Consider the following 24,061-nt stretch of genomic DNA (forward strand, 5'->3'; position numbering starts at 1 on the left):
GAGGAAACAGATGAGCAATAACAGAGGTGTGGTCTATGTTGGACCCGGCAAGGTCGAGGTCCGCAACATTGACGACCCGGTGATGGCCGCCCCGGACGGGCGCAAGCTGGACCATGCTGTTATCCTGAAAGTGATTTCCACCAATATTTGCGGGTCGGACCAGCACATGGTGCGCGGGCGTACCACGGCCGAACCGGGACTTGTTCTGGGCCACGAAATTACCGGCGAGGTCATTGAAAAAGGCAGTGACGTCGAACAGCTTGAAATTGGCGATATTGTTTCCGTGCCGTTCAATGTGGCGTGCGGGCGCTGCCGGTGCTGCAAATCGCAGGATACCGGTGTGTGCCTGACGGTGAATCCGGCGCGTGCCGGTGGGGCCTACGGGTATGTCGATATGGGCGGCTGGATCGGCGGGCAGGCCCGCTATGTGATGGTGCCCTATGCCGATTTCAACCTGCTGAAATTCCCCGACCGGGATCAGGCGATGGCGAAAATCCGTGATTTGACCATGCTGTCCGACATTTTGCCGACCGGTTTTCATGGTGCGGTGCAGGCCGGTGTTGGCGTTGGATCCATTGTCTATGTTGCCGGTGCTGGCCCGGTGGGCCTGGCGGCGGCGGCATCGGCCCGTATTTTGGGTGCGGCGGTTGTCATGGTTGGCGACTTTAACAAGGACCGTCTGGCCCATGCGTCCAATATGGGCTTTGAGGCGGTTGACCTGTCGAAAAGCGACCGTTTGGGCGAAATGATTGCCGAAATCACCGGCAGCCCCGAAGTGGACAGCGCCATTGACGCCGTTGGTTTTGAAGCCCGGGGTCATAGCGGCGGCGAACAGCCCGCGATTGTGCTAAACCAGATGATGGAAATCACCCGTGCGGCGGGTTCCATCGGTATTCCCGGCCTGTATGTGACGGAAGATCCCGGTGCGGTGGATGATGCGGCCAAGCAGGGCAGCCTGTCGCTGCGTTTTGGTCTGGGCTGGGCAAAGGCGCAGTCCTTCCATACCGGGCAAACCCCGGTGATCAAATATAACCGTCAACTGATGCAGGCGATTTTGCATGATCGTCTGAACATTGCCGACATCGTTAATGCCCAGATTATTTCGCTGGAAGATGCGGCACAGGGTTATGAAAGCTTTGATCAGGGGGCAGCCAAGAAATTCGTGCTTGACCCGCACGGGATGCTGGCCAAGGCAAGCTAAGCCAGGCCAGGCCCGGATTTGCCGGGTTTGACCCGTTTATCGAGCGAAAATCCCCGTCACACTGGCGGGGATTTTCCTGTTTTGGGCTTAAGTCTGTGGCGTTAAGTCTCTCGGGGGTGGTCCCGCCGCATCCGGATCAGTTCAAACGGGCGGCCTTCATCATCGTTGGCGCGGCGCGATATTTCGCGAAATCCCAGCTTGCGATAAAAGGGCGCGGCCAGCGGATTGGCGGCGTATACTTCAAGTTCCAGCCACGGTTTAAGCGGGCTGACATGTTCGACCAGTGACCGGCCAATATTTTTGCCATGAAAGGCCGGATCGACAAAAAGACCGCCGATAAAACAGTCTAGTAATCCGATGAAGCCAACCGGGGTTTGGCCCGATAGGGCCACATGGTTTTCCGCCTGTGGCAAATAGACATCACGTACAATGGCGCATTGGTCCAACAACGTGCTTTCGCCCAAAAAAGCATGACCCAGACGTGATGCGGCCAGCCAGATTTCGAGCAACTGTTCGCAATCCTGCGGTTCATAGGGGCGGATGGTGAGAGCTGGCAAAGACATGGTGGCTCAATTATCGGCGATGTTAAGCTGCGATCAGCTTGTCATGATGCCTGTTTTCGGGTTTGTCACGGTCTTCGGTCAGTTTGGCGCGAAGGTCATGAATATCGCGAATGCGTTTGATTTCGTCAAAGCAGGTCGCGGCGGCGCTGTGACCTTTGCGCATCATCGAAACCCATTGTTTGATGCGTCCGGCCTGGTGGTTTTCGGTGGCGCCGTCTGCGGCCAGAAGGTCGATATAGGCCAGCAGAATGCCCAAAACATCGGCCCAGCTTTGTTTGACCGGCGCTTCGCCGGTTTCAAAGGCCTTGATGCGGGCGGCAAGGTCCGGGCAGGCAATCGCCCCGCGCCCCAGCATAAAGGAGGTGCAGCCGGAAATATTACGACAGCGGATATAATCCTCGAGGGTCCAAATTTCGCCATTGGCGGTCATGGGGATGGAAAGGACTTCGCGGATGCGGGCCAGATATTCCCAGTGTGCGGGAGGCTTGTAGCCTTCCAGTTTGGTGCGTGCATGGACGGTTAAATGCTGTGCACCGCCTTCTTCGACGGCACGGGCATTTTCCAGAAACAGGGTTTTATCGGCATAACCCAGGCGGATTTTACCGCTGACGGGGATATGCGCGGGTACGGCGGCGCGAACCGCGCGTATAATGTTAAACAGGTTTTCCGGGCATTTTAACAGTGATGCACCGGCTTCGCGTTTATTCACGGTTTTGGACGGACAGCCAAAATTGATGTCAATGCCCGGTGCGCCCAGTTCAACGGCAAAGGCGGCATTTTCGCCCAAAAGCTGCGGATCATGGCCCATAAGCTGGACCAGAACCGGTTGCCCGCTGGCGGTTGTGCCGCCCTGGTGCAGTTCGGGACAATACCGGTAAAAGACATGTGCCGGGAACAGGGTTTGGGACACCCGGATAAATTCGGTCACGCATTGGTCAAAGCCGCCCACCGCACTCAGCAATTGCCGAACGCGCCAGTCCACAAGCCCTTCCATTGGTGCCAGCACCAATTGCGTCATTTTTTGTGTCCCTTAAGCGGATGTCGTGTCGCGATCAGGTTGTGCCCGAACCGTTTAACCGGCGTATCAACAGGCCCAATGGCCATCATAATGGCCGTTTTTTCTCTGTCCCGCCATGCGTCGGTATCAATGCGTGTTTTGCCGGTGTCGCGCAGGATCGTCAAGCGGAGTTTGGGTAAAAAAGAACAAATGGGCAGCAACTGGTACAGTGCAAAAAGCGTTATAATCTGGTATGGCATTGCCCAGCATCATTTTGCACGTTCCGGTATGGTAAAGTCGTTGGTCTATATACCCTATCTGGTTTGGTATTGGGAAAAATGGATAGCTACCCTTTTGGTGGTCAAAACGAAGTGATCAAGACTGGTTATTTTTACTGCGAAACCCTATTTACCTGATAGGCGGATAGGATAGAACCTGGCTGGCCTGCGGTCGTTTTTGCAGGTGGCTGGAATTGGTTTGATTATAAAAGATTGTCTAAATCAAAATTTGGAGGACCCCAGCGATGTTGTATATCGTGGAAAAAGCATTGGATGAACTTGAAGCCATGCCGCGTGACAAACGGGAAAGCTATTCCCATGTTGATCGCGAAATTCAGGAAGCCGTCGACAAATTGAAGACGCTTAAGGAAAAGCTTAAAGAATCCGATAGCAAGTAAGCCCTGGCGACTTTTTGATGCGTGCAGGCGTTGATGTAACAGGCCTGCACGCATCAGATATATGGTTTTGAAATCATCAGCCAGACGATCAGCATGACGGCGATGAAGGCCGGAAAGCCAAAGATCACCCAAATACGATAAAGCTTCCGATAGCTTTCATTCAGGCCTGTTCCCAGCCGTGCGGCTTCAAGCGCCATGTTGCGAAGGCGTATTTGAATCCAGACGACCGGCAGCCAGAATATCCCGACAATGACATAAAGCCCCAGCGAGAGCATGATCCAGGGTTCGCCAAGCGACCAGCCTGCCTCGTGGGCAAGAAAGTAGCCGGTAATGGGCTGAAACACAGCCGCGGTTGCGGTGAATATGGTATCGGCCAGAACAACGATCCGCCCCACATGCCCGATCATTTCGGGCGTACCCCAGTAATTTGAAACAACGAAAAAGAACGCGATACCAGCGCCGGTTCCCAGCAATACGCATGCGCCGATGATATGGGCATAAAGCAGTATATGATATGTCATCTGTCATCCAGAATGCCAAGGGTGAACAATGTCAGGATGATGGAAGGCACGACCTTCACCAAAGGCCCCAGCGGGTCAAGCCAGAGGTCGGGTGCTGTTGCCAGGCTGCTGACGAGGTATCCGGCAGACACGGCAATCATGCCAAGGCAGGCATATTTGCTGAACCTGCGCACCAGCACTGCTGTGCCAAGCACAATATCGGCAACCGCACCAATGATAACAAGAAACATGCCTGCTTCTGGTGACATGCCACGATCAACCAGAATGTGCCGGGCATCATTCAGGGCGTAAAAACCGATGGTGCCACTTGCAATCCAGAACAAAGACAGAATGCCGATTGCCAGGGGCAGCATCAGATAGAGCCTGGCAAACCAGCGTTCCTGCACGGTTGCAGGCATGGCTGATAACGTATCGTCGAGCGACCGGCAGGGCGGGTTGCCGGTTTTTTGCCAGCTATCTGCATCGGCGGTGATGCCATCCTGCAGGGATTTCAGGGCGTTTGTGCGCAAAGGTGCGCGCCATCCCAGCAAACCGGCAAGGTCGGCACATTTCCCCAGCAGGCGCGTTATGGCGTCGGGGATTTTCACGTTTATCGTCCATGCAGGCAAGCCAAGCCATTGGCGAAAGGCCGTTTTGAGGTCGTCAAAGCGATGTGAATTCGGTTCGGTAAGGTCGGCAATGGTCCCGCTTCGGATGGCACCGTTTGCTGCCTTGACAACTGCATAGGTCACGTCATCAATCGAGACGGTTTGTATCGGGGTTTCCGGAAATATCTGAAAATTGATCAACGGAAAGGCTGCGGCAGCCCGCAATAGGGCCGTGCCACCATAGGCATCCCGGCTAATGACAAGGGATGGGCGAAAAATCTGCCAGGGGATTTGGCTATTGATCAATATCCGATCACCACGCGCCTTGCTTTGCATGAAGGAGGTGGAGGCCTGTTCGGTTGCACCGGCAGCGGATATTTGAATGAACTGCACATCTCGCCCCTCAAGGGCGCGGGTGATGTTTTCGATCAGCGTGACATGAATGGCCTCAAGGTTGTCCCGGCCCCCGTCCTGAAGCGCACCGGCGGCATTTACCACGATGTCGGCCTCTTTGAGCACTTCCGACCAGTCAGATACCGAAGCCCTGGCAATATCAGTTATACACCACTCTATCCGGCTGTTGCTTTGCAGGCCTTTTTTAAGGGATCGTCCCACACCGGTTACATCAAAACCGGCGTGAAGAAGGTGGCGCACACAGGCTGATCCAATCAGTCCGTAGGCACCCAACACATAGATCTTCTTTTTCATGTGCCGCTGGCTCCCATTCAAACCAAATTAACAGGTTTGTCCTGACCTTAAGGCGATATGAGAGTTCTAACGTGATCGGGATGAGGAAAGCACGGAGAAATTAGCGACCCTGGTTCGACGAATGGATCAGGCCAAGCAATTCCTCGACAGCTGCAGTAGGGTGGGTTGTGCCCTCGAGTACGCCATTTTCCAGTGTTTTCAGGCGTGATTTGACATCCTCGCGCCGGGTGAAGGTTTCCAGCAGGCGGTCGCGCAGCATGGTCCACATCCAGTCATGTTGCTGGCGGGCGCGTTTGGCGGTAAATTCTCCTTCGCTTTCCATGATCTGGCGGTGCTGTTTGATCAGGTCCCAGACGTCATCGAGCCCCTCGCGCGTTAGTGAGGAAACCATCATGGATTGCGGACGCCAGTGGTGGCTGGAAGGCTGTAAAATGCGCAGGGCCGATGAATATTCGCGTTTGGCTTCGCGGGCCTTGGCCGGGTCGGCGTCGGATTTGTTGACCGCGATTAAATCGGCAATTTCCAGAACACCCTTTTTGATGCCCTGCAATTCATCGCCCGCCCCGGGCAGCATCAGCACCAAAAAGAAATCGGTCATTTGCGAAACCATTGTTTCGCTTTGCCCGGCCCCCACGGTTTCGACCAGTACCACGTCAAAACCTGCGGCCTCGCATAGCAAAATGGTTTCGCGGGTCATGCGGTTTACCCCGCCCAAATAGCCGCTGCTGGGTGACGGGCGAATATAGGCATTCGGGTCAATCGAAAGTTCGTTCATCCGGGTTTTATCACCCAGAATGGACCCGCCAGATCGTGCACTTGTCGGGTCAACCGCCAGCACGGCGACCTTGTGCCCTTCGCGGGTCAGCTTGGTGCCAAAGGCCTCGATAAAGGTGGATTTGCCAACACCGGGAACACCGGTAATGCCGATGCGCCGCGAGCCGCCGGTATGGGGCATGAGTTGTTCAAGCACCTGTTGTGCCTGCACAAAATGCTCGGCCTTGCGGCTTTCAACCAGGGTAATGGCACGCGACAGGATGGTGCGGTTGCCCGCAAGGACGCCCTTCACAATTTCATCGGTGCTTAGAACGCGCCGCTTGGCCCGGGGGCGCGGGCTTGTGGTGGTGCTGGTGCCGGGAATGGTTCGCAGGGTTTCCTTCACCGGTAATCCTTTTTGTCGCGCAATTTCGTCGTGTCGCATCATAAGGCGGCATGGATTATGTCGGCAAGCCCGGTGGTTCTATGCTTTTTTCACCGGGCTTGGCCTTGTGTCATGCGTTATGCCGCGTCAGATGTTTCGCCATCCAGCAACTTTTCAAGCAACTCGCTGGCGGCCTCCGCAATTACGGTGCCGGGCGGGAAAATGGCTTCGGCCCCGGCGGCAAACAGTTTGTCGAAATCCTGTGGCGGGATCACGCCACCGGCGACAATCATGATGTCCTCGCGGCCCAGTTTATCCAATTCGGCCCGCAATTGTGGCACCAGCGTCAAGTGGCCTGCGGCAAGCGAGCTTGCACCAACAATATGCACATCGTTTTCAACCGCCTGGCGGGCGGCCTCTTCCGGGGTTTGGAACAGTGGACCAATATCCACATCAAAGCCCAAATCGGCGAAGGCTGTTGCAATCACCTTTTGCCCGCGGTCATGCCCGTCCTGGCCCATTTTGGCAATCAGGATACGCGGGCGGCGGCCTTCGGCCTCGTTAAAGGCATCAATCAGCTTGGACACCTTTTCGAGTGCGGCGTTATTCGCCCCGACCTCGGTTTTATAAACCCCGGCAATGGAGCGGATGACGGCCTGATGGCGGCCATACACCTTTTCCAGTGCATCGGAAATTTCGCCCACGGTGCATTTCGCCCGGGCGGCCTGCACGGCCAGTTCCAGCAAATTGCCCGATTTTTCGCCCGCCGCATTTGTCAGGGCGGTCAGGGCACTTTCAACGCTTGCATCGTCGCGTTCGGCCCGCAAACGTTCCAGCTTGGCAATCTGCTGACGGCGGACTTCGGCATTATCAACCTGCAAAACATCCACCGGGCGGTCGTCGGTGACGCGGTATTTGTTCACCCCAACCAGTGACTGGCGGCCACTATCGATGCGGGCCTGGGTGCGGGCGGCGGCTTCCTCGATGCGCATTTTGGGAATGCCGGCTTCAATCGCCTTTGCCATGCCGCCCTGTTCTTCGACCTCGGCAATATGGCTCCAGGCCTTTTCGGCCAGATCGCGGGTGAGACGTTCGACATAATAACTGCCGCCCCACGGGTCGATCACGTTGGTGGTGCCACTTTCCTGCTGCAAAAACAGCTGGGTATTGCGGGCAATGCGGGCGGAAAAATCGGTCGGCAGGGCCAGGGCTTCGTCCAGTGCATTGGTATGAAGCGACTGGGTATGGCCCTGGGTGGAGGCCATGGCCTCGACACAGGTGCGGATGACATTGTTAAACACATCCTGCGCGGTCAGCGACCAGCCCGATGTCTGGCTGTGGGTGCGCAGCGAAAGCGACTTGTTGCTTTGCGGGTCAAACTGTTTGATTAGCTTGGCCCAGATCATGCGGGCGGCGCGCATTTTGGCAATTTCCATAAAGAAATTCATGCCAATCGCCCAGAAAAACGACAGACGCGGGGCAAATTTATCAATATCCAGCCCGGCAGCCATGCCCGCACGGGCATATTCCACGCCATCGGCCAGGGTATAGGCCAGTTCAAGGTCTGCCGTCGCCCCGGCTTCCTGCATGTGATAGCCGGAAATCGAAATGGAATTGAATTTCGGCATGTTTTGCGATGTGAAGGCAAAAATATCCGAAATGATCCGCATGGATGGTTTGGGCGGATAGATATAGGTGTTGCGCACCATGAATTCTTTGAGAATGTCGTTCTGGATGGTGCCGGAAAGCTGGGCATGTTTAACGCCCTGTTCCTCGGCCGCGGCGATATAAAGCGCCATTACCGGCAAGACCGCGCCATTCATCGTCATGGACACCGACATTTGATCGAGCGGGATGCCATCAAAAAGGGTGCGCATGTCATAGATGCTGTCAATCGCCACACCGGCCATGCCAACATCGCCCGCGACACGGGGATGGTCGCTGTCATAGCCGCGATGGGTGGCAAGGTCAAAGGCGATGGAAAGGCCTTTTTGCCCGGCGGCAAGGTTGCGGCGGTAAAAGGCGTTGGATTCCTCGGCGGTGGAAAAACCGGCATATTGGCGGATCGTCCAGGGGCGCTGCACATACATGGTGGGATAGGGGCCGCGCAAAAAGGGCGGTATGCCCGGCATGGTGTGCAAATGGTCCAGCCCGTTCAGGTCATCGCGGCCATAAACCGGCTTTACATCAATGCCCTCCGGGGTGTGCCACGGCACGGCTGATGCCGGGGCAGAAGGTGCATCACCGGTGCTGTCGAACAGGGGCAGGTCGGAAAAATCGGGGATCCGGGTCATGGTTATTTCACTCCCAGATGGTCAAGGGTGGTGGTGGTTGTGGCAATCACATCCGACCCCATAAAAATGAAATCATCAATGCCTGCTGCCTCAAAGGCAGCGCGGTTATCGCCGGGATGCCCGGCAAGGTAAATTCTGCTCGCCCCGGCTGCCTTTAAGGCCTTTGCCATTTCGGCGGCATGTTCTGCATATTGTGTGTCTGATCCGCAAATGATGGCGACCTTGGCCCCGCTATCGCCAAAGGCAGTGGCGGCATCATGGGCGTTGGCAAAGCCATTATTGGAAATTGCCTCTATCCCACCCGCGCCAAAGAAATTGCGGGAAAAGGAGGCACGCGCCGTATGTTCGGCAACGCGGCCAATATTACACAGGAAAATTTGTGGTGCCGTGCCGGTTTCCTGCTTGTGGGCCGATGCCCGCCTGCGATTGCCCTCGAAGGCTTCGGAGAGGCGATGCCGGGGAAGTGGGGTAATGCGGGTGGGCGTTGCGCCGCCATAAAGGGCGGTGAAAAGCTGCGCGATGCTGGCCCCGTTTTTTGCGGCCTTGACCAGATCGGCAAAGTCATGGCCGATTTTATCATCGGCACTGCCGGGGCGGGATGCGGCAGCGGCGCGAAGGGCGGCGATATCGGGTTGCTCGCAGGTGACGGCGGCCTCGTCAATATTGGGGAACTCGGATACACCGGTTAACGGCTCGCGCCGGGTGGCAAGGCGCGATTCGCGTTTTTGCCACAGATCGGCAATTTCGCGGGCCAGGCTGCCATTTTCAACCGCGCTGACAATGCCGCCATTGCCTTCAATATCCTGGAATTTCTGCCAGGCATTCAGGGCAAGATCACGGGTGAGATTTTCAATAAACCACGAACCACCGGCCGGGTCGATGACGCGATGAACATTGCTTTCTTCCTGCAAAATCAGTTGCGTGTTGCGGGCAATGCGGCGCGAAAAGCTGTCGGGCAGGCCAATGGCATGGTCATAGGGCAGGCACACCACACTATCGGCCCCGCCCAGCCCGGCGGCAAAGCTGGTGACTGTGGTGCGCAGCATGTTCACCCACGGGTCCACCTTGGTGATGATTTGTTCGGCCGACATCGCGCTTATCGAAACCGCGCCATCTTTGACGTCCGATGCCTGCAAAATACGCCGCCACATCAAACGCAGGGCACGCAGCTTGGCGATACCGGCAAAAAAGTCGCTGCCAATGGCGGTGGTGAAGGTGATGCTGGCGGCGGCCCTGGCTCCGTCCATGCCGCCTTTGACCAGCGCACGGAAATAGGCAAGCCCGGTTGCGAGCGCAATGGCAAGTTCCATGCTGTCGGTCGCCCCGGCATTATACCAGCCGGTGCTGTTGACATTGATTGCCGTGGCATGGGGGAATGTTGCGGAAATGTTTTGCGCAAAGGATGCCGCCTGTTCCAGCGCATCCTCGATATTGGTGGGACAGTAACCCTCGCGCGCAAGTGTGCCAATCGGGTCCAGGTTAAATGCCGGGGCGGCATCTTTGCTGCTATCGTCCCGGGCAATGCGCGCGGTTAACACGGCGGCCAAGGGAATGGCCGCCGCCCCGCCATCTAGGGCGATGGGGGCCAGATTGGTGTAAACACCCTCAAGCGCGCTGTTCAGATCATCAAGGTTATAAATCATCACTCCGCCCAGCCCGGCATCATCGCCATCAGGGCCATTGCCAAACCGGGCGGCATGATCCAGGCGCAGCAACACCGATGTCACACCATTTTCCAGATCTTCAAGAATGGCGGTGTTAACGGCTTTGAGGTCCGGGTGGGCATGAAGCTGGCGAATGTCCCAGCCGGTTGCGGCGGCATCATCACCTGCGGGCAATTGTTTGCTTGTGGCAACCAGGCCGTCATGAATCTGTGCCGTGTCACCATCCAGATCGTCGGCTGTATAAATGGGCTGAATGTCAAAACCGTCACGCAGATGCGTGACCAGTTTTTTGTCAAACGGCGCGCCATTCAGGGCGGCTTCGGCCAGTTTGCGCCACGCCGCATAATCGGCAGGCGGAAATTCAGATGCCAGTTTCAAGCTCTGATCGGTCATGGTTGCTCCCGGTCGCGGTCGATAGGAAACACCGGCATGGTCATATGCGGTGCTGTGGGTCCCCGTCGCCCGGTACACCCCGCCCGGCCAGCTAGAGAGCGAAACATTCCCGGTAATCTGACTTGTTCCATCGCGATGAAAGACCCTGTTTGTGGTCTGACGTTACGGAACCAACAGTTGCGGGGGCAGTTTCGGCTTTGGCGGATGCCGCACCGAATTCCCGGAAAAGGTTTCATGTCGCCTTGCTGCGACGGTCCTGTTTATAGCATCCTCTCTTAATTCAGTAAATAGGCATGGAAATACCTATTTATCCGGACAGGGGGTGACAAAGTTGCCGCAAGGGAGCAGGAAAATCGTTTTATCTCAAGCTTCAACAGGGTGTTGTGCCAAACGGGTGATCGCTGCGGGCAAAGCCCAACAGAAGCGCTGATCTCAGACTTTGGTGGGATGTCGCGCTTTTGGCTGGGCATTTTTCGGCGAGGAACGCATCCGTGTGCATCTGTGTGAGATGGAATTTGGATTAATAATTTCTCGTCAAAATGGGGGCATTAAAGCGCGGCTATGGGCATGCAGGGCGTTTCCGGACGGTTTTTATGGTTATTGGCCGGTGGTTTGAAACCGCAGATTTGCTGATGTTTGTCGCAGGCTGGAGCGAACGAGCCGTTTAATTGCGGCAAAATTTCGACATTTAACCAATTCGACATTTTCAGTGTCTATGGTCGGGATGTCCTGAAATTCGGAGAGAAGCCATTCATGAACGCGCTAAGCGCCGTGCCGCCCTATCCCAGCCTGTCGGGTCTGGTGGCCTTTGCAGATGATAGCCCGAGTGCCAAAGCCGCCCTTGAGACGGTTTTGCGCCGTGCCGGTTACGCGGTTGCGGGATTTGATTGCGCCGATGATCTGATCGATTCCCTGGATGGCCTGGCCCCGCGCGCCATTATTCTGGATCTGGAAATGCCGGGCATGAGCGGCTTTGAAGCCTTTTGCGAAATTCGCCGCCGCTTCCCCTGCGCACGTGACGTGCCGGTTCTGTTTTTCTCGGCCCATTTTGATGCCGATACCCGTGCCCAGGCCGAAGCCCTGGGGGCGGCTGATTTTATCAGTAAGGATTCCAGCCCGATGGTTGTGGTGGCACAGCTTAATCGTGTTCTGGAAAACGTGATGAGCCACTAATCGCCTTTATGATGCTTCTTTTGTGCCGGTTATGCCGGGCAAAATAAAACCCGCCGGTCACAATTTTGCAACCGGCGGGCAAGCTCCCTTGTCCAGGCACCTGGTTTTAATTGGTGCCATCGAAGGCGTATCCTTCGTTACCGAAGTGATACACGCGGTCTGATGCCAGTACCCCGGAAGGTGGAATCACCGGCAGGGCGGCCAGCCGCGCATAGAGATTTCCAAAATCCTGCAAAGTGGCCTCGAAAAGCTCATCATAGCTTTCAAGGACAAAGTAGGTTTTTTGAAAATCGTCGATCTTGTAATCCGTTCGCATCACACGTTCCAGTGCAAATCCGATGCGATTGGGTTTGGGGTCGTTAAGGCAATATAAAGTCTCGCTTTTTGACGATAACATGCCCGCACCATAGGCGCGCAGACCCTCCTTGGTCTTGATCAGGCCAAATTCGACCATGTACCAGTAAAGCCGGGCAAGCTGCTTGAGCGCACCCTGGCGGATGGCCTCTGGCCCCTTGGCGCCATAGGCGGCAAGATAATCGGCAAAGACCGGGTCAAACAGCATGGGCACATGGCCGAAAAAATCGTGGAAAATGTCGGGTTCCACCAGATAGTCGATTTCTTCGGGTTTGCGCAGCCACACCGTGACGGGAAAACGCCGGTTGGCAAGATGGTCAAAAAACGCATCGTCGGGCACCAGGCCGGGTACCGCGACCAGCCGCCAGCCGGTGGCGGCAAAAAGCTGTTCGCTGATTTTATCAAAGCGGGGAATCGCATTTGCGGCATCCATGCGCGCCAGATTGGCAATATAGTCATCCGCCGCCTTGCCGGGCAAAATGGTACTTTGACGCTGATAAAGCTCGCGCCACAGGGCATGTTCGGCGTCGGTATATTTCTCCCAATCCTGATCGACGGTGTAATCGTCATGTACATGGCTGTAATCACCGCGCAAATTTGGCGCGGGCGGTTGATGTGTCGTGTGGTCGGCTGCGGAAGCTGCCTTGCTAAAGGCAGGATCCTCGCTCGGGGCGGATGGTTTTTCGGCCTGAAACTTGTTCATGACGTCCTCACTGACAATTTATGCCCGGCATTCTTTGGCCGGTTTTCCGTTTTCAGGCTTTCAATTTTACATCAAAATTGGCGTCATTTCCCGGCGAAGTGGGTGCTGTTTTGCGGCTTATGTGTCATAATATGACGCGATTTTTGAAATATTGGGGTGAAAATGACCGAAATAACATTGTCTGCCACCGATGTGAAAATCCTGAACATTCTGCAAAAGGATGCCGGGATCAGCAATGTGGCACTGGCAGAAATGGTAGGCATGTCGCCATCACCGTGCTTGCGCCGGGTCAAACAGCTTGAAGCGGCAGGGCTGATTCGCAAAACCGTGGCACTGCTGGACCGAAAAAAGATGGGCCTGGGGGTGCTGGCAACCGTGCAGGTCCGTCTGCAACGCCATACCGAGGTCGGGACCGAGGATTTTGCCCGTGCCATGAATGACCTGCCGGAAGTTTTGTCCTGCTGGGCGATGACGGGGCGGCAGGATTTTTTGTTGATGGCCCTGGCGCGCGATATTGAAAGTTTCGGGGATTTTGTCACTCACAAGCTGCTGTCCATGCCCAATGTGCGCGATGTGCAATCCAGCCTGGTATTGAAGGAATATAAAAACGAAACGGCGATTCCGGTGATTTCGTAGCGGTCCGAACTGCGTGGCGTTTCACAGGCAGGTGTTGACCGGACAGGGCGTTATGATTGCTGTCCGGTCTAACATGGCAAATATGTTATTTTGTATCGGCTATTTTAAAGAACGCATCGCAGCAGGTTCCAGCCGGATTGCAGTCATATGCCGGTGAATTGTCTGGTGCGAAATCCGCCTTTTTCCAAAGTTTGTAATGGGCGGGGGTGTAATAGACGATTTTATTGACATAGTCATAGACGATGCGTCCATCGGCTTGGGCAAACGCATACTGGTTATCCTGCAAGATTTCATTTTGCGTAAATTCGACATAACCCGTGAGCGGAATGGTGTCCTGGCCTACCTTGGAAAACCGCGCGGCGTAATAGTTCCATCGCTGACTGTTGAACATGTTACCGGTGTTATTGAGGGTATCCATGACCTCGGCCCGGTTTTTGTCTTTCAGGACTTCTGTCATATGCAGTTCGTTGTGAAACCCTGATATATCAAGAACGGGCAAGTGATCCAGCGCGTTGCCATGCGGGGAACGGGCGGCATCCTGCCAAAATGTGGCATCCATATTTAACGGGCCATCGATGTCAGAAGTTGGATAGAAATGGCCAGCTTCTGTTTCGTCCAGGTCATAGGCCAGCAGCGATTGTGCCATTTGTTTCAGGCCATTGGTTAATACTGCGCGGTCAATGTCGATGGTGGGAATGACCAGCCCGGAATTTGTTCTGGTCGACGCGGCCTGAATGTTGGCAGGCAAGGCATTCCAATTATTGCACTGGTCAACCGGCCAGTCCTTTCCCTGTCCGGCTGGCGCACGGGCAGACCAGAGCTGTGCGATGGCGTCTTGGGGATTAATCCATTTGTCCTCGGCATAGGCGGGCAGGGCAAAAACCTGCATTATGGTGATTGCGCAAATGGCAAAAACTGTGCGTTTCATCGCTGATTTCCTGTTAAGGTTGATTTGTTTGGAATTGAATTTCCATTTTTGCGTTCTTTGCTGGCGGCGATATGGGAATCGTTCCCTTGTTGGCGTGAGGCGGGAATGAACGCGTAAAAAGCTGCACTTTTGCTGCGCTGCGGTTTGTAACGGTTCTTGCCTTTTGCAGGGCATTTCAGGCATAGGAGAGGGCAGTTTTGCTGTTTTTGCGTCCTCCCGATATTTGCGGAGCTTTTTATGTCCAATATTGCCAATCCCATTCTTGCCGAAGCGACCCGGGGCACGATGGTGGAAAGTTTTCATCGGGGCCGCTATGTGGTGATGAAGGCCGATGGCACGGTGATCGAGCAGGGCGGCGATATTGATGCGCTGATGTATCCGCGCTCCGCCATCAAGCCGTTATTGGCCATTCCGCTGATCGAAAGCGGCGCTGCCGATGCCTTTGATTTGCAAGACCAGCATATTGCCCTGGCCTGTTCGTCGCATAATGGCGAGGAACGCCATGCCCATACCGTGGCGGCATGGCTTGAAAAACTGGGCCTGTCGGTTGATACGCTGGAATGTGCGCCGCATTATTCGTTGCGCCTGGCCTCGGCGATTGAACAGGCGGTGGACCATGTGCAACTGACCAAGGCGCACAATAACTGTTCGGGCAAGCATTCGGGCTTTTTGACAACAGCGGTGCATCTGGGTGAAGACCCGGCGGGCTATATTGAAGAAGCCCATCCGGTGCAGCAGCGACTTATTCGCGTGCTGGAAGAAATGGGTGATTGCGATTTGTCCGATACGCCGCGCGGTATTGATGGCTGTGGCATTCCGGTGATCGGGATGCGCCTGCGCGATCTGGGCCTGGCAATGGCCCGCATGGCGGACCCGTCCGGGCTGTCGGAAACCCGTAAAAAGGCGGTTGAACGCATTCGCAAGGGCTGTGCAGCGGATCCGTTTATGGTGGCGGGTACTGGCCGTTTTTGCACCAAGGTGATGGAAGTGTGCGGCGAAGATGCCCTGGTCAAGGTTGGGGCGGAAGGCGTTTATTGCGCAGCATTTCCGCGCCACGGGCTGGGTGTTGCCCTGAAGATCGATGATGGGGCGCAGCGCGGGGCTGAAGTGGCGATGGGTGCCTTGTTGCGCCGTCATGGCGTGATAGACGATGCCCGGGCCGAAACCCTGAAGGATTCTTTGACCCCGGTTCTGACCAACTGGGCCGGTAAATATGCCGGAGATATGCGCCCGGCCTTTTAACGTTTATCGAACCGTCGCAATGACATGATGGAAAGGGCCTTTGATTGCGCCAACAGCACGTCAAGGGTCCTTTTTGCAAGCAGGGGGAGGGGAATGTCGATATTGGTTTATATTTTGGCCGCCCTTGCCGAAATTGCCGGCTGTTTTGCCTTCTGGTCGTGGTTGCGGGCGGGAAAATCGGCGATGTGGCTGTTGCCTGGTATTGTGTCGCTGGTGGTATTTGCCGTGTTGCTGACACGGGTCGATAGCGCCTTTGCCGGACGGGCCTATGCCGCCTATGGCGGGGTTTACATTGCCGCGTCGTTAGGCTGGCTATGGCTGATCGAAGGCATGCGCCCTGATCGCTGGGACCTTGCCGGGGCCAGCCTGTGCCTTTTTGGGGCAATGATCATTTTATTCGCCCCGCGATAGGCAATAGGCAGGGTGGCACACCCTGTTTGCAAACGATCAGGCCTGTTTTTTAGGGGGCGATCCGGCCTTGGTTCCGCTGCGGTCTTCGCCTGGAAGCAGCACGTGAAAAGTGGTGCCTTTGCCCATTTGGGTTTCAAACCAGATCCGCCCGCCATGTTTGATTTGTACAATATCGTGGGTAATCGCCAGGCCCTGACCCGTGCCTTTGCCGACTTCCTTGGTGGTGAAAAACGGGTTGAAGATTTTGGAGCGGTTTTCCTTGGCAATGCCGGTGCCATTGTCGGTGACGCTGACCAAGATTTGGTCGTCAATGGCGGTGGTTTTAACGTGAATATGCCCTTCTTCAACGCTTCTGCCTGCCATTTCAATCGCCTGGGCGGCATTGACGATCAGGTTCAGGAACACCTGGTTGATCTCATTAATAAAACACGGAATATGCGGCAGTTCCGGGTCCAGTTCCTCGGTCAGATTTGCACTGTGTTTCCATTCATTGCGTGAAATGACAATCACGTTGGACAGAATACGGTTAATGTCGGTAGCGGTTTTTTCGCTGCTGCCGGGATGGGAAAATTCCTTCATCGACAGCACGATCCGTGCGACCTGGTTGATGCCATCAAGCGATTGCTGGGTGGCATGGGGAATTTCATCTAGCAGGAATTCAAGGTCGGCATCGCGCATCTGTTTGGAAAATTCGCGAAATGTGCCTTCGGGCAGGGCATCGCGATGTTTCCAAAGGGTGTTTAACGCCGACCCCAACAGGCGGGATAAAGATCCATAGCCGTCATTGAGGAATTTCAGGTTATCGCGAATATATTGGCTGGGCGTGTTGATTTCATGCGCAATACCGCCCGCGAGATGGCCGATGGCCTCCAGCTTAAGGGCCTCGCGCAATTCGCCTTCGAGCTTTTTTTGCGATTCTTCGGCCTGTTTGCGCCGGGTAATATCACGGAAAATATAAAGAAAGCTGTTTTCCCCCATGAAATGCGCCGGGCTGACAATGATTTCCATCGGAAAGCTATCGCCATCGCGGCGCTGGCCCATTGTTTCGGTATAGTCATAGCGCAAAATGCCGCTGCTGATATTGATGCAGCGATTGAGCAATTTGTGGCGCACGGTATTTTTGCGATCGATGAACATTTCATCGGCACCGGAATTGACCAGATGGTCATGTTCGGTGCGCAGTAAAACACAGGCCGATTTGTTGCAATCCTGGATGCGTCCCACACCATCGACAATCAGAATGCCCTCTACCACACTATCAAGGATGGTTTGCAGGCGCTGGGCGGATTCGTGTTCGCGTTTTTTCTGCGCTTCGATCAGCAGTTCCACCCGGGTTGCAATATCGTCGGGCAGGCCCAGTTCGCGCACGGCCGCGATCAGGTCAAAATCGGCCTTGTCATTGGAAGACAGGAGTTCCTTTGGTTCCACTGGTATCTCAAGGGCGGTTTCGGGGATGGCGGCAGATGCAGTCATGGTGTGTCAGCCTTTTGATTCTTGTGCAGGGGATGATGCTGCGGCCTTGGGTGCCTGCCCCGCGCCGGGGCCTTTGTCAGTGCCGGATTTAAAGCCGCGCCCACCCCGGCGCACATCAATTGGTTCACGGAATTTGTGCAGCCGTTCAAAGATGCGCAGGCGTTGCAACTGAACCTCGGAAATGAAGTTTCCGTGGGTCAGCAAAACGCGATTTTCGGCGGTTTCAAGGTCGGTCAGCAGGTAATCTCCCACCCGCAATTCCTTGATCGTGATGGTCAGTTCCTGGCCGTCCGGGTAGATGGTTTCGTCATAAACTGAATCAACAGTCGCAAGCAGCGTGCGCAACCGGGATAGCAGGTCCAGGTCATAGCGGTGTTTCTGATAGAGCAGTTCGTCAAAATCCTGTGTCATCAGGGTATCGCTGCCCGTCCGTTCGGCAAGGGAGTTCAGAATGCGTAAAACCCGCGCCCCCAGCGGAATACCGGTTCCGACCGGGCCGGTATCGGGAAAGCCGGTGCCATCGAAATTGCGGTTTTGCATACCAACAATTTCCGCCACATTTTCGAGGCGGGGGATATTGGCAATCAGTCTGGCGGCAACCTCGGGGGTGCGTTTGACAATGTCGCGTTCAAGCGGTTGCAGGGGTTTGTCGCCCGACATGCGGCTGAGAAGGTCGGGCGGGAGTGAAACCATACCAATCGGACAGAGCAGGGCGGCCAGGCCCAGTTCCCAGGGTTGCGGATAGTCAATTGGCGCAGCGATCTGGTCACACCACCGTTTGACCCGCATGGCACGGCCAAAAATGGTTGGGTTAAGCTGGGCCAGAACATCGGTCAGAACCTTGATGCTGCCTGCCAGGGACTGTTCGATCAGGTTGCGTTCCGCCGTGATCAACTGATACTGGCGCAGGGCGGCGCGAATGCCGTTTTCAAGCAGGGCATCGTCACAGGGTTTGTTGAAAAACCGAAAAATACTGCCGCGATTGATGGCCTCGATCGCCGTACCCTGATCGGCATTGCCGGTCAGCATGATGCCCACCGTTTCCGGATATTTTTTGGAAATGGTTTCAAGCAGTTCCACCCCGGTCATGCCCGGCATGCGCATATCGGCAATACAGACGGCAAAGGGCCCTTCCCCGGCCAGAATTTCAAGGGCCTGTGCGCCGCCAACGGCAACCGACAGATTGAACTTGCCGCGCATGGTGCGACGAACACCCCGCAGCAGGTTTTCATCATCATCAACAAAAAGAACCTTGTCCGTTTCCATCGCACCCTCCTTTTTTCGGTTATTTGGTCAGGGTTTTGTATTGTTCGTTTACCGTGGTGGCGATCTGCCGCCACGTTTCCAGCCTGTCGGCTTTGCCAATTTCGGCGAGATAGGCCATATCAATCTGCTCGGCGAAGGGTTTGGCCCGTTTTTCATTGTTGATGTCGCGGCACAAAAGCTGGGCGACATAAATGGCGGCAAGGGGTGTCATGGTGCGTTCGGGCACCCGTGAAGGCGTATGATGAAAGGCAACTGATTGCACGACGGGGCCGGGAAACCCCCATAATCCCAAAAGATAAGCGCCGATTTCAGGGTGTGCTGCGCCAAACTGCTCGGCTTCGGCATCAATGATCGATATGTTTTCGCTTTCCACCCTGGCCATAACGTCCTGCATCTCATCGGGTTTGTTCATCATCAGGACCAGGCTGCCGATATGGCTTAACATTCCGGCGGATGGCACCATCATTGTGATCTGTTTATCCAGTCCTTCGGCTTCGGCAATTAGGGCGGCGGTAACGCCGATTTGCTGGCTGCGATGGCAAAGACGTTTCAGGCGCGCGGTGACATGGGACGGCCCCGTAAAACTTTGAAACAGGCCAATAAACAGCGCCAGGGATTTCAGGGTATCCATGCCGATCATGCGAATGGCATGGGAAACCGAGCCAATTTTTTGTGTGATGGCAAAATAGGCTGAGTTGGTTAGCTTTAAGACTTCGGCTGTCAGCGCAATATCGGCCGAGACGATGGCGGTAATTTTGTCATTGCCTGCCATCGGGTCTTCCAGGACTTCGACCAGCCGCATATAGGTATCGGGCGGGGAGGCAATCGCATCAATGCCTGACATCAGGGCGCGCAGGGCCGGTCTTTGCAGCATGTCCTTCAGGTCAAGGGCATGTTCGATTGTACTGACGAGCAATTCCTCGTCACAGGGCTTGGCCAGATATTGATGGGCCGGGCCAACCGTGCGTAAAATTGCTTCGTCTTCGGCAAAACCCGAAAGAATGATGCGTGTTGTGGCGGGGTGGGCAATACGGATTTTCTCCAGCAGCGTTGACCCGTCCATATTGGGCATGCGCATATCGCTAACGACAACATCCATATCGGTGCGATCACACAGTTCCAGCGCCATTTTGCCGCTGGTGGCGAAATGGGTTTGCCATGCCGGGCACCGGGCGTGCAGCCGCCGGCGTAATCCGTTCAGTATGTTTTCGTCATCATCGACGAAGAGCACTTTGTCCATTTGTCGGCCCTGCCAAACACTGCATTCCGTTTTTTGTATTTGGGGTTTCGCGACGCTGAAAAAAAGGAACGGCAATGGAAATACTGTTATTGCAGTTTATGCCGGTTTTTATTTCTTTTGGTAGTTCAGTTGTACCTTTTCTTAATTCTGGGTTGACTTTGAACAAAGTGCAAGGAAAAGACCGGGGCAAAGCCCGGCCGTACCGGGTTTGGTCTGAAAACAACAAAGACGCCCGAAGGCGTCTTTGCGACAGCGAAAATCACTGAAAACCCTGAAGACCGACAGGGGCACTATTAGCTGCGGTAATCAGCATTGATCGAGATGTAGCCATGCGTCAGATCGCAGGTCCAGACGGTGGCGCTGCCATTGCCAAAACCAAGATCAACGTCAATATCGACATACTGCCCTTTGATGTGGGCGGTAACGGGGGCTTCATCAAAATCGGCAACGCGTTCGCCCTTATGGGCCAGCGGAATGCCACCGATGGAGACGGTCAGTTTATAAGGGTCGGCCATCACACCGCATTTACCGACCGCCATCACGATACGGCCCCAGTTGGCGTCTTCACCGGCAATGGCGGTTTTCACCAGCGGAGAATTGGCAATGGCCTTGGCGGCAGTTTTGGCTTCGGCATCATTAAGCGCCGAGGTGACATTGACGGTGATAAATTTGCTGGCCCCTTCACCGTCGCGCACGATCTGATGGGCAAGGTCCACCAGCACGGCTTCCAGTGCGGTTTTGAAACCGGCAAGGTCCGCACCGTCGGCATCATCAAATTCCGGGTTGCCTGCCGCACCGGTCGCCGCACATAGCAGCGTATCGGATGTGGAGGTGTCGCTATCGACCGTGATGGCATTGAAGCTGCGGCCATTGCAGTCTGCCAGCATCGCCTGAAGGGTGGCGTGGGGAATTTTGGCATCGGTAAAGACAAAGGCCAGCATGGTGGCCATATTGGGTTCGATCATGCCTGAACCCTTGGCAATACCGGCGATTTTGACCACCTTGCCGCCAATCTCGGCGCTGGCGGTTGCACCTTTGGCAAAGGTGTCGGTGGTCATGATGGCCCGGGCGGCATCGCCCCAGGTGGCGGTTTCTTCCAGCATGGCGGGCAGGGCATCGGTGATGCGGTTTGCCGTGGCCGGTTCGCCAATCACCCCGGTGGAGGCGGTGAAAACCTCGTTCTTTTCGCAAGACAGAAGGGCGCTGGTGGCGGCAACTTCATCGGCGACAAACTGTTCACCAGCCTTGCCGGTAAAGGCAATTGAATTGCCCGCATTGACCAGAAACGCCCGGGCCTTGCCGCCGCGCAGGGCCTCACGGCCCCAGCGCACGGCGGCCGATGCCGTGGTGGAGGTGGTGAAAACGGCAGCCACACTTGTGCCTTCGGCCAGTTCGGCCAGCAAAACATCCGGGCGGCCCTTATAGCGGATGCCAAGGGTGGCGGTGTGCAGTTTCACGCCGTCAATTTCGGGCAGGTCGGGAAAAGAAGCCGGGGCAAGCGGTGAAACGGAATGTGCAGCCATGTGTGTCATGTCCCTTGTCTGGCCGGTGATTACCGGAAATACGAAATGGGGTGCCCGTCTGTTTTAGCAACCCAAAGGCTGTCGTCTATAAAAAACGGGGCCGGCCCCTGCTGGGCCAACCCCGTTTCATTGTCTGCAATGAAGCTGATAACATGCCTTGTGGGCATGCTTTCTTGCTTATTTGCTTTCTTTTGCTTCCGGGGTGTCCAGGGTGTTGTCGATTTTCGCATCGGCACGAAGATCGGCAATGATTTTTTTATAGGCTTCCTGGGTCATTTCGGCGGCCAGCTCCTGACGCTTTTCTTCAAAGGTCGGCTGTTCGCCTTTTTTGGTTTCTTCCACCTTGATCACGTGCCAGCCAAACTGGGTTTTGACCGGTTCCTTGCTGTAGGTGCCCGGTTCCATTTTGAAAGCGGCATCGGCAAATTCCGGCACCATCTGTTCGTGGGTGAAAAAGCCCAGGTCGCCGCCATTGGGGCCGGACGGACCGGTGGATTTTTCTTTTGCCAGTTCGGCAAAATCGGCACCGTCATCGAGTTCCTTGATCACGGCTTTTGCGTCATCTTCGGTTTTCAGCAGGATGTGACGGGCATGAACCTCGTTTTCCGGTTCGTTGGTTTTGACGAACTCTTCATAGCGTTTTTTCAGCGCATCTTCGGTCACGATCTTGTCGATCTGACGGTCCAGATAGGTTTCGGCAACGATGCGGCGCTTCATGGCGGCAACCCGTTCCTTGACCTCTTTGTCGTCATTCAGACCGGCCTTTTCACCCGCCATTGTCAACAGGCGCTGGCTGATTTCGCGGTCCAGCAGCATCGGCTTCAGGGCTTCAAACGGATACTGGCGGTATTGTGCCGGAAGACCCTGCTGCGTTGCACGGACTTCGGATTCCATGATTTTTTCGCCGTTGACGGTTGCCAGAACCTTGTCTTGAGCGGGAGCGGAATCCTGCGCCAAGGCCGGTGATGCAAGAAGGACCGAGGCCAGTGAGGCAGCAAGAAGGGTTTTACGCAGCATGGTTTCTCCAGATTTATTTATTCGGGTCCAGTGGACCCTGTTCCTGATATCCTACGGATAAATCATATCCTTTACCACGGCACAAGAGGCAGCCCGCTGATGTTTCGGATTTTTCCGGCAGGCTGACAGAAACGTGATAATGCGACAGCTATTTCCCCCTTCCTATTGGCATAATGCGGCAATTTAAGGGAGGTTGCGTGCCAATAGGGTGCGTTTTGAACCGTTTTGGCCGTTTCAGGCCTGCATATCAAGCAGGACTTCACCGGTTGTACCCACACTGCCATCATCGCGGACAAATTCCCCCTTTGCGGCCAGGGTGCCGCCAATCAGGCGTTCCGATAACGGGGTAATGGCGGAAACACGAAGGCTGGTAATGCCTTCGTCGGCCAGGCTTGATTGTGTGCCATCGGCATGCAGCAGGATCAGCGACGAAAAAACCCTGTCCTGCGCATCAATGGTACCATCGCCATTATCATCATAGGTGGCAAGTTCGGCAAAGCCATCTTTGGCACCATTCTGGTCGCCAAACAGTTCTTTGCCATCATCGATTTTGCCGTTTTTGTTTTTATCAAGCGCCAGCAGGGCATCCTTGCCGGTAATCCAGGCAACCCGGTCATTGCGGCCATCGCCATCCAGGTCAAAAATCGCCCCGTCGCGCAGGCTGGTAATATCAATGCCGTTGCCATCCAGGTCTAAAATCAGCGGGTCCTGCTGGGTGACATTGCTGATTTCCATACGAATCTGTTCAATGCGCAGTTGGAATTCGGTCACGGAAACGCCGGTTATGGTGCCATTTTGGCTGGCCATTTGCAGGTTGGTTTGGCTGAAATTGAGTTCGATGCTGCTGGCAACCAGCGACAGATTGCCGCTTTGCCGACTGAAATTACGCAACGCGGTGTTGAGCCCGTCCGGGGGTGCGATGTTGCTGGCGGTATCTGAAAGATCTTCTGCCATGTTGCGGGCCTTTTCCGGCGGGAAGCCCAACAGGGTAAACACAATCAACGCGTCGCGATTCATGCGGCGCGAGGCATCATCGATCACATCACTGCCGCTGACCGACATGGGACGTATCTGCGATACGGACGATGCGATTTCAGCACGGACCGAGGCTTCGCGTTCGCGCAGGCCGGGATGGCTGGCAGGATTGCTGCCGGAGCTACCAGAGGTTTGTTGCTGGCGGGCTGTCTGGCCGCGGGAAGCAAGATTTTCGCGTGTTGCGGTGGCGCTGCCGGTAAGCTGTTCGATGCCCTTTTTTGCCCCCTGTTGAGAGACAAGCAGGGCGCTTGCGCGGCTTTGTGCCGCGCTATGGATGCCAAGTGATACCATTGGCTGTCTCCGTTGTGACAGCGTTAC

At 55.4% G+C, this 24,061-nt stretch carries 22 protein-coding genes and 1 riboswitch; of the genes, 7 read left to right on the forward strand and 15 right to left on the reverse strand.

All coding sequences use genetic code 11. The annotated features are described in order from the left end of the window. Positions 1-10 precede the first annotated feature (10 nt). Entirely contained in the window at positions 11-1,201 is a 1,191-nt protein-coding gene (fdhA, locus tag TH25_RS14610; RefSeq protein WP_114089195.1) for a formaldehyde dehydrogenase, glutathione-independent, read from the forward strand. A gap of 101 nt (positions 1,202-1,302) precedes the next feature. On the opposite strand, the gene TH25_RS14615 is transcribed toward fdhA, so the two are convergent. Together TH25_RS14615 and TH25_RS14620 are read right to left on the reverse strand one after the other, a co-directional pair. Further along, positions 1,303-1,764, reverse strand: a complete 462-nt coding sequence (locus tag TH25_RS14615; RefSeq protein ID WP_114089099.1) for a GNAT family N-acetyltransferase — start codon at positions 1,762-1,764, stop codon at positions 1,303-1,305. Positions 1,765-1,786: 22 nt separating this feature from the next. Beyond that, positions 1,787-2,782 carry a tRNA dihydrouridine synthase gene (locus TH25_RS14620; protein ID WP_114089100.1) on the reverse strand — a complete coding sequence of 332 codons (996 nt, stop codon included), beginning with the start codon at positions 2,780-2,782 and terminating at the stop codon, positions 1,787-1,789. Between the two features lie 90 nt (positions 2,783-2,872). On the opposite strand from TH25_RS14620, the gene TH25_RS24785 reads away from it, so the two are divergent. After that, positions 2,873-3,136 (forward strand): hypothetical protein, encoded by a 264-nt coding sequence (locus TH25_RS24785; RefSeq protein WP_147253027.1) that lies wholly within the window; start codon positions 2,873-2,875, stop codon positions 3,134-3,136. Between the two features lie 148 nt (positions 3,137-3,284). Further along, complete coding sequence (locus tag TH25_RS25075; RefSeq protein ID WP_181847632.1) at positions 3,285-3,437, forward strand: hypothetical protein; 153 nt, start codon at positions 3,285-3,287, stop codon at positions 3,435-3,437. A 53-nt stretch (positions 3,438-3,490) separates the two neighbouring features. On the opposite strand, the gene TH25_RS14630 is transcribed toward TH25_RS25075, so the two are convergent. The 5 genes from TH25_RS14630 to TH25_RS14650 all read right to left on the reverse strand — a co-directional run bounded on the left by TH25_RS14630 (position 3,491) and on the right by TH25_RS14650 (position 10,742). Further along, the gene (locus TH25_RS14630; RefSeq protein ID WP_114089102.1) at positions 3,491-3,958 is read right to left on the reverse strand and encodes a DUF2269 family protein; all 468 of its coding nucleotides are present in this window, start codon (positions 3,956-3,958) and stop codon (positions 3,491-3,493) included. Continuing rightward, a complete protein-coding gene (locus TH25_RS14635; protein WP_114089103.1) occupies positions 3,955-5,253 on the reverse strand; it encodes an SDR family oxidoreductase in 1,299 nt (432 codons plus the stop codon). The genes TH25_RS14630 and TH25_RS14635 overlap by 4 nt, the downstream gene beginning before the upstream one ends. Before the next feature lie 100 nt (positions 5,254-5,353). Next, positions 5,354-6,412, reverse strand: coding sequence for a methylmalonyl Co-A mutase-associated GTPase MeaB (gene meaB / locus TH25_RS14640; protein ID WP_258549166.1), 1,059 nt, complete (start codon positions 6,410-6,412; stop codon positions 5,354-5,356). Positions 6,413-6,528: 116 nt separating this feature from the next. Then, entirely contained in the window at positions 6,529-8,685 is a 2,157-nt protein-coding gene (gene scpA, locus TH25_RS14645) for a methylmalonyl-CoA mutase (RefSeq protein WP_114089104.1), read from the reverse strand. Positions 8,686-8,687: 2 nt separating this feature from the next. Continuing rightward, positions 8,688-10,742: a methylmalonyl-CoA mutase family protein gene (locus TH25_RS14650; RefSeq protein WP_114089105.1), complete on the reverse strand. Its 2,055-nt coding sequence runs from the start codon at positions 10,740-10,742 to the stop codon at positions 8,688-8,690. Positions 10,743-10,852: 110 nt separating this feature from the next. Continuing rightward, a riboswitch (cobalamin riboswitch) is annotated at positions 10,853-10,965 on the reverse strand. Positions 10,966-11,495: 530 nt separating this feature from the next. Here TH25_RS14650 and TH25_RS14655 point away from each other — a divergent pair. Then, the gene (locus tag TH25_RS14655) at positions 11,496-11,915 is read left to right on the forward strand and encodes a response regulator (protein ID WP_114089106.1); all 420 of its coding nucleotides are present in this window, start codon (positions 11,496-11,498) and stop codon (positions 11,913-11,915) included. 106 nt (positions 11,916-12,021) lie between these two features. Here TH25_RS14655 and phhA read toward each other — a convergent pair whose 3' ends face one another. After that, positions 12,022-12,972, reverse strand: coding sequence for a phenylalanine 4-monooxygenase (gene phhA / locus TH25_RS14660; RefSeq protein ID WP_114089107.1), 951 nt, complete (start codon positions 12,970-12,972; stop codon positions 12,022-12,024). Positions 12,973-13,134: 162 nt separating this feature from the next. On the opposite strand from phhA, the gene TH25_RS14665 reads away from it, so the two are divergent. Beyond that, a complete protein-coding gene (locus tag TH25_RS14665; RefSeq protein ID WP_114089108.1) occupies positions 13,135-13,608 on the forward strand; it encodes an Lrp/AsnC family transcriptional regulator in 474 nt (157 codons plus the stop codon). 85 nt (positions 13,609-13,693) lie between these two features. On the opposite strand, the gene TH25_RS14670 is transcribed toward TH25_RS14665, so the two are convergent. Then, a complete protein-coding gene (locus TH25_RS14670) occupies positions 13,694-14,536 on the reverse strand; it encodes a hypothetical protein (RefSeq protein WP_114089109.1) in 843 nt (280 codons plus the stop codon). A gap of 237 nt (positions 14,537-14,773) precedes the next feature. Here TH25_RS14670 and TH25_RS14675 point away from each other — a divergent pair, with 237 nt between their 5' ends. Continuing rightward, positions 14,774-15,778 carry an asparaginase gene (locus tag TH25_RS14675; RefSeq protein ID WP_114089110.1) on the forward strand — a complete coding sequence of 335 codons (1,005 nt, stop codon included), beginning with the start codon at positions 14,774-14,776 and terminating at the stop codon, positions 15,776-15,778. Positions 15,779-15,871: 93 nt separating this feature from the next. Continuing rightward, complete coding sequence (locus TH25_RS14680; protein ID WP_114089111.1) at positions 15,872-16,189, forward strand: YnfA family protein; 318 nt, start codon at positions 15,872-15,874, stop codon at positions 16,187-16,189. Between the two features lie 36 nt (positions 16,190-16,225). Here TH25_RS14680 and TH25_RS14685 read toward each other — a convergent pair whose 3' ends face one another. From TH25_RS14685 to TH25_RS14710, 6 genes are all read right to left on the reverse strand, one after another. Continuing rightward, on the reverse strand, positions 16,226-17,662 hold the full coding sequence (locus TH25_RS14685; protein ID WP_114089112.1) for a two-component system sensor histidine kinase NtrB: 1,437 nt from the start codon (positions 17,660-17,662) through the stop codon (positions 16,226-16,228). A 6-nt stretch (positions 17,663-17,668) separates the two neighbouring features. Continuing rightward, a complete protein-coding gene (locus TH25_RS14690) occupies positions 17,669-18,928 on the reverse strand; it encodes an HD domain-containing phosphohydrolase (RefSeq protein ID WP_114089113.1) in 1,260 nt (419 codons plus the stop codon). Between the two features lie 19 nt (positions 18,929-18,947). After that, on the reverse strand, positions 18,948-20,168 hold the full coding sequence (locus TH25_RS14695; protein ID WP_114089114.1) for a response regulator: 1,221 nt from the start codon (positions 20,166-20,168) through the stop codon (positions 18,948-18,950). Between the two features lie 293 nt (positions 20,169-20,461). Then, positions 20,462-21,691: a bifunctional glutamate N-acetyltransferase/amino-acid acetyltransferase ArgJ gene (argJ, locus tag TH25_RS14700; protein WP_114089115.1), complete on the reverse strand. Its 1,230-nt coding sequence runs from the start codon at positions 21,689-21,691 to the stop codon at positions 20,462-20,464. A gap of 177 nt (positions 21,692-21,868) precedes the next feature. Then, a complete protein-coding gene (locus TH25_RS14705; protein WP_114089116.1) occupies positions 21,869-22,708 on the reverse strand; it encodes a peptidylprolyl isomerase in 840 nt (279 codons plus the stop codon). A gap of 234 nt (positions 22,709-22,942) precedes the next feature. Then, on the reverse strand, positions 22,943-24,034 hold the full coding sequence (locus TH25_RS14710) for a hypothetical protein (protein WP_114089117.1): 1,092 nt from the start codon (positions 24,032-24,034) through the stop codon (positions 22,943-22,945). Positions 24,035-24,061 lie beyond the last annotated feature (27 nt).

This window comes from Thalassospira profundimaris, from assembly GCF_003326755.1.
GTDB classification, from domain to species: Bacteria; Pseudomonadota; Alphaproteobacteria; order Rhodospirillales; family Thalassospiraceae; genus Thalassospira; species Thalassospira profundimaris_B.